The sequence below is a fragment of the Chthoniobacter sp. genome (genome assembly GCF_040003245.1).
Classification (GTDB): domain Bacteria; phylum Verrucomicrobiota; class Verrucomicrobiia; order Chthoniobacterales; family Chthoniobacteraceae; genus Chthoniobacter.
Genome location: NZ_JBDUCX010000331.1, coordinates 1 through 6,000, shown reverse-complemented (window position 1 = coordinate 6,000; position 6,000 = coordinate 1). Strand labels below are relative to the sequence as shown.

At 62.9% G+C, this 6,000-nt stretch carries 4 protein-coding genes; 1 reads left to right on the top strand and 3 read right to left on the bottom strand.

Annotation, left to right across the window (positions count from 1 at the left end):
• The first annotated feature begins 143 nt into the window (after nucleotides 1-143).
• Nucleotides 144-1,415 (top strand): molybdopterin-dependent oxidoreductase, encoded by a 1,272-nt coding sequence (locus tag ABJF10_RS28610; RefSeq protein ID WP_348548019.1) that lies wholly within the window; start codon nucleotides 144-146, stop codon nucleotides 1,413-1,415.
• Nucleotides 1,416-1,490: 75 nt separating this feature from the next.
• Here ABJF10_RS28610 and ABJF10_RS28605 read toward each other — a convergent pair whose 3' ends face one another.
• The 3 genes from ABJF10_RS28605 to ABJF10_RS28595 form a co-directional block, all read right to left on the bottom strand.
• Nucleotides 1,491-3,242 carry a hypothetical protein gene (locus ABJF10_RS28605; protein WP_348548018.1) on the bottom strand — a complete coding sequence of 584 codons (1,752 nt, stop codon included), beginning with the start codon at nucleotides 3,240-3,242 and terminating at the stop codon, nucleotides 1,491-1,493.
• A 337-nt stretch (nucleotides 3,243-3,579) separates the two neighbouring features.
• A complete protein-coding gene (locus ABJF10_RS28600) occupies nucleotides 3,580-4,983 on the bottom strand; it encodes a copper oxidase (RefSeq protein WP_348548017.1) in 1,404 nt (467 codons plus the stop codon).
• Nucleotides 4,984-4,992: 9 nt separating this feature from the next.
• Nucleotides 4,993-6,000: TolC family protein (locus ABJF10_RS28595; RefSeq protein ID WP_348548016.1), on the bottom strand; the 1,008-nt coding region annotated here is incomplete at its 5' end.

The following is a 6,000-nucleotide window of genomic DNA, read 5'->3' as shown; positions in this document are numbered from 1 at the left end:
ATCTCCCACCGATCTCCCACCGATCTCCCACCGATCTCCCACCGATCTCCCACCGCGGTCCACAGAGTGGCATTAAGCTGAATTAAGGTAAATTAAGCTGAATTAAGCCTTTCAAAAAAATCCCGCCGTTCTCCCACCTGAACATGAAAGCAGCTTCTCCAAAAACCCTCTCGCGTCGCGAATTCCTGCGCACCACATCGGCCGGCGCGGCAGCGGCGCTGACCGGGGAACTCGTGGGGCGCGCTCGGGCCCAGGACATCCCCGCGGCGGTCGCGCGCCCGGCGCCGCATCCGTTGCTCACGCTGGCGGATGATTTTCAGGACGTTTCTCGGGGCAAGCCGAAGCCATTCACGCTGACTGGCGAAGCGCTCGTGAATGCGCGGCTCACGCCGGAAACGTGGCGGCTGGAAATCGTGGCCGATCCCTTCACCGACGAACACGTCAAAGAGCCCGCGACGCTCGGCAAACAATTCACCCTTGCCGACGGCACGGCGCTGGATTTGCCGGCGCTGGAGGAGTTGGGCAAAAAGCACCGCGTGCGGTTTCTGAAGGCGATGCAGTGCCTGAACATCGCGGCCCCGCTGGGCCAGGGGCTGTGGGAAGGCGTGCCGCTGCGCGAAGTACTGCGGCTGTGCGGGCCGATGCGTAACGCCCGCCGCATTTATTACTGGGGATTTCATAACGAAGACCCGCAGCAGATGTTCCAGTCCTCGCTCAGCTACACGCAAGCGATGGAGACACCGCCGGGCGAGCTGCCCGCCTTTCTCGCCTATCGGCTGAATGGCGAGCCCATCCCGCTGAAGCGCGGCGGGCCGGTGCGGCTGATCGTCCCGTGGGCGCATGGGTTCAAGTCGATCAAGTGGCTGCAGTACCTCGCGGTGACGAATGACTTCAAAGCCAATGACACTTACGCCAACCAGAACAACGATCCCGAGTCGCACTTGAAGACGGCGGCGTATATCGACCAGGCGCCGGAGAAATATCCGGCGGGTTCGCCGGTGTTTGTCTCGGGGCTGGCGATCTCCGGGCTCTCGGGGCTGAAGCGCGTGGAGTACTGGCTGCGCCGCGTCGAGCCGGGCGCGGCGCCGGTGGTGCAGGACGACGAAACGTACCGCACCGGTCCGTGGGCGGAATGTGAACTCGAAGCGCCGCCCGAGGATTGGAGCCGGGTGCTTCCACCGGGTACCGCAGCGAAAGAAGTGCTCGGCTTCGACTCTGCCACCGGCCGGCCCACCACGTGGCCGCTGCATTACAGCATGATCTCGTGGCTCACGACGCTGCGCGACTTGAAGCCCGGCAAGTTCGAGTTTCGAGCGCGCGCCGTGGACCTGAATGATTTTCCGCAACCGGAGCCGCGGCCGATTCAGAAGGCGGGGAAGAATCCGGTGGAAGTCTTTCGGTTTGAGGTCGTGTAGGTGGGTAGCGGGCTGGGGATTTACCGCAGAGGCGCAGAGAAGGGAGAGAGGGCCGCAGAGGGAAGAGGTGCCCGCTTACTTGGGCATGAGCGGTAGCGTGGGCGGTAATAACTCCGGCGGCTCGGTGACCTCGATGACCTCTTCCTTCTCCTCGTCCGCCCCGACTGGGACGGACCCCGCGTTGACCAGTCGGGAAGTGACGAAGATGAAGAGTTTGCGCTTGGTGTGGGGGGCGCGACTGGAGGGGGAGGACGGGCCGAGGAAGGGCACGCGGCCGAGGAGGAGATCTTTGTTTTCCACCTTCGTCGGCACGTCTTCGCTAGAGAAGCCAGCGAGCACCACGGTCGAGCCCTCGTAGATGCTGACCGATTGTGTCTCTTTGCGGGTGCTGAAGATTGGAGGCGGGTGAAGGCGGGGCGTGAGAATGTTCTGCGCCGGGACGCCAGTCGCCGGATTCGCGACCAGCGAAGCGCTGGGCGTGCCACGGCCGACGTCGCCCTCGAATTCCATCACTTGGTGGCTGAGATTCAGGTCGATGGTGTAGCCATCGGGGCCGGCCACCGGCTCGACCTCCAGCGCAACATCGAACTCGCGATTCTCCTGGCCGGGCCGCAATGGCGACGCAGCGGGAAATTCCGCCGGGGCGAGGGACGATGGGGCCGCCGGGATTTGGGGCGGCGTGTCTTCCAACGGATGGTGGAATGCGCGGATGACGTCCACGGCCAGCGGCTGGCCGCTTTTGACGGTCATCTTGGGTATGGAAAGGAATTCGACGCCTTTTTTCTGTTTCAATCCACGCAGGACCGTCTGGAATTGCGGATCGGTGAAGACGTGGGAAGTCACATCCGGCTTGGGAAAGGTGAGCACTTCGATGCTACCGGGAGTAATCTCGAAATTCGAAGCATTGCTCCCACGGATGACGAGGCCGGCCGGCGAAGCGGGCTTCACAGGGTGTCCGACGTCGCCGCCGCTGATGAAGACATTTTTCGTGGCTGGCGAATTGAACTGTCTCAGCAGCGCATCGAAGGTCAATTCCTTGAGATCATCGCCCGAAATCTCGATGAGCTGGCATTCGATTTCGACTGAAACGGGACCGCCGCCCTGGCCTTCATGGATGATCGTGTCGACGAGGTCCAACTGGTCCTGCGTGTTGCGGACGATGAGCCGGCTGCTCCTAATGATGTAGATGGCCGTGGCGGCACCATCAAAAGTAACGCCGTTGGCGATCAGCCATTTTTTGGCGGTTAGACGATCGGTAATTTCCGTCCCGGCCTTGGGAGAATCGGCGGCCCCCGCACTGTGAGCAACCGGGGTCCGGGGAATCAGATCCGGCGGTATTTTCCACTCTTGGGTGATAAGAGTTCCAGCCGGGGGATTTAGCGGGACGATGGAGACAGCGTACGGTTCGACCTGAAATCTCAAGTCGGCCAGGCCGGTTACATACTTCAGGGCTTCGAGCAGCGGGACGTTGGTCAGCGAAACCGTGATGCGGGCATCTGCGGCCTTTTCCACAGGAGCTGAGGAAGCGGCTCCCGGGGCCGCTTCGTTGGGACCTGCCAGTTTGAGAACGATATTCACGCCGCGGTTGCCGCCGGGCGAATCCACGTCCAGTTCGGCACTCTTCTTCTTCAGGAAGTCGACGGCCTCGCGAACGGTTGCTTCGTGGAAATCCAGCTTGGGAATGACGATCCGGTTCAGCTTGTGACGAATCTCCGTTGTCCTCGCAGCCTGATCGTCCGCAGCGGGTGGTTGGGTGCCGTCCGCGGCGAAGCCGATCGCGCTAGCGAGGATCAGCGAACAGGCCAGAGATGTGCGGATGAGGATCACAAACAGCGGGGGCCATCAGGGATTCGCCAGAGGTGGACGGCGATGTAAATGAAACTTCAGGCGGTGGGTAATGTCACGCTTCGACTGGTCAAGCAGGGGAATCGCGCGACGGTCGAAAATCGTCATCCTGAGCTTGCGAAAGCCAAGCGTAGCGAGACGGCCTGCGGATGAAATGGGGCAAACCTCTGAATTCGCTCCGGCATTAAACGGATGGCACATGCTGCGACCATGCTCCTTCTGTCGTCGGGCGAATGAAGAAAGGCAGATATCAGTGGTCCTTCGCAAGCTCAGGATGACGCCGTTTTTTTTGGCGCCCTTCGGGCGATCCATTGTCGTATCAGCCGTGGTGATGAACGTGCTCGTCCGACTTCATTGGTGTGCCGCCTGGAACGATGCCGAGGTCGCGTTTCATTTCATCGGGGCTGGCGACATCGGCGAAGGTTCCGGGGGGGCGTTCGTACCAGCCGGGGTCCTGGTCGTAACTCTCCAGGTGATCGCGCACTTTGATGTTCGTGTACATGCCGCCCATGGTAATGTAGTCGTGGGGGCCTTTGCCGCCGATCATGGGCAGGCTGTTGCGGGGGACTTTCATGCCCATCTCGCCCATCTCCGCCATGCCGGCTTCGCCCATGGTCATGTAACCGGGCACCGCTTTGCGGGCGCGCTGGTCGAGGCCATCGGTGTTGACGCCGATGAGGTTCGGGAGGCCGTGGCCCATCTGGTTCATGACGTGGTGGGACATGTGGCAGTGCATGGCCCAGTCGCCGGGATTGTCGGCCACGAACTCCATGGTGCGGGTACTGCCCACGGGAACCAACGTGGTCACTTCCGGACGGCGGGCGCTTTCCGGGACGTCGCCGCCGTCCGTGGCGGTCAGCCACCAAAAATGGCCGTGAAAGTGCATGGGGTGATGATCCATGGCGGACAGATTACCAAAGCGAATGCGCACGCGGTCGCCGGTCTTGACGATGAGCGGCGCGGTGCCGGGGTAGCAGCGGGCATTCAAGGTGAGGACGTTGAACTCCGTCATCTCCATAGGATCGGGGCGCATGGTGCCGGGCACGATCTTCCATTCGCTGAGCATGAAGACGAAATCGCGGTCGGGCCGCGGGCCACGCGGTTCGCGCGGGTGAATGACAATCATCCCGAGCATGCCCAGCGCCATCTGGGTCATCTCGTCGTGATGCGAGTGGTACATATAGGTGCCGTGCTGCCAAAGGGTGAACTCGTACTTGAACGTCTCGCCCGGTTGGATGGCCTTCTGGGTGAGGCCGCCCACGCCGTCCATGCCGTTCGGGCCGATGATGCCATGCCAATGCACGGCGGTCGCCTCAGGGAGTTTATTCGTCACGTAGATGCGGACGCGGTCGCCTTCGACGACCTCGATAGTCGGTCCGTGCACCTGCCCGTTGAAACTCCAGCAATGGGCTTTCAGGCCGGGGGCGAATTCGTGATCGCGCACCTCCTCGGCCACGAGATGGAAGACCTTCACCCCATCGACCACTTTCCACGGCAGCGTGGAACCGTTGAGCGTCACGGTCGGGGTGTAGTGTTTGCCAGGCTCGCCGGGTTCGGGATGAGGCGGGCGGGTCCACACGGGAGGCTCCGTCTTTCCAGCGGAGGCTTTCGCCTGGGCGAAGGGATTCGCGGGATGCGGCTCTTCCGCACGGGCGGCGGCGGGAATGGCGGCGGCGCCCGCAAGGGCGGCGGCACCGGTGAAAAGTTCACGTCGAGAGATCATGAGGAGTAGTCAGTTGGTTTTGTGCCCAGCGGTTTTGGCGGCAGGGCGCGGGCGGAGATTACCGCCGACGGCCCGCTCGAGTTCGGTGCGGGTAAGCCAGTAGTCGCGCAGGGCCTCGAGGGACTTTTGTTCGGCGTCGATCTGCTCGGCGCGCGCGGTGAAGAGCTCGTAGTTGCCCGCGAGCATGCCGTTGTAGCGGAGCAGCATGCCGGCGGTGACGGCGCGCTGCGTCGGAACGATTTCACTTTGATAAAAGCGCACGGTTTCGCGGAGCGCGGCCAGCTTGTCGTGGAGGGCGCGCACGTCGGAGCGGATGTCGATGGCGAGGCCTTCGAGCTTGCGCTCGGCACGGCGCAGCTCGGCTTCGCTTTTGGCAATCCGCGCCTGGCCTTGATTGAACAACGGCAACTCCAGGCGAAAGGTGGGGCCGGTGACATTGCTGCGGTCGGGATTGCGCTCCGTATCCACGCCGAACTCCAGCGCGCCGATATAGCGGTAACTTTTCGTGAGCCCGAGCGCGCGGACGACGCCAGAGAGGTCGGCATGCGCGGCGGCGAGATCGAGACGCTGCGCCACGGCCAGCGATTCGAGCCCCTTCAGCGGCACGTCACCAGCGGGCAGGCCGGGCAATCCATCCGCAAGTTTCCACGCGGTGTCCGGACCCCACAGGCCGAGCAGCCGGTTGAGCTTTTCGCGATGTTCGCGCAGTTCGTTTTCGGCGATGGCGAGGGCGAGGCGGGCGACGTTATAGGCGGCCTGCTGCTCGGTGAGGGCGAGGTCGGTGATGTTGCCCGCCTGATGCTGGCGCTGGCTGAGATCAAGGGCTGTCGCGTTGATGTCGACGATGGTTTGGCGGTGGGCCAGCATCGCATTCTCCCCTTGCAGCCAATAGACTTCGGTCTTCACTTCCGCGACGAGGCGCAGCGCCTCGCCAGCGACGCGCAACTGGGCGGCGGCGAGTTGATCGGCCGCAACGCGCTTGCGGAGCGGGAGCATGAGCAGGTCGAGCAGATCGAA

What these genes read in the sequence shown, in the direction of transcription:
- ABJF10_RS28600 (WP_348548017.1), bottom strand. Translation starts at nt 4,983, where the DNA reads ATGATCTCTCGACGTGAACTTTTCACCGGTGCCGCCGCCCTTGCGGGC.
- ABJF10_RS28610 (WP_348548019.1), top strand. Translation starts at nt 144, where the DNA reads ATGAAAGCAGCTTCTCCAAAAACCCTCTCGCGTCGCGAATTCCTGCGC.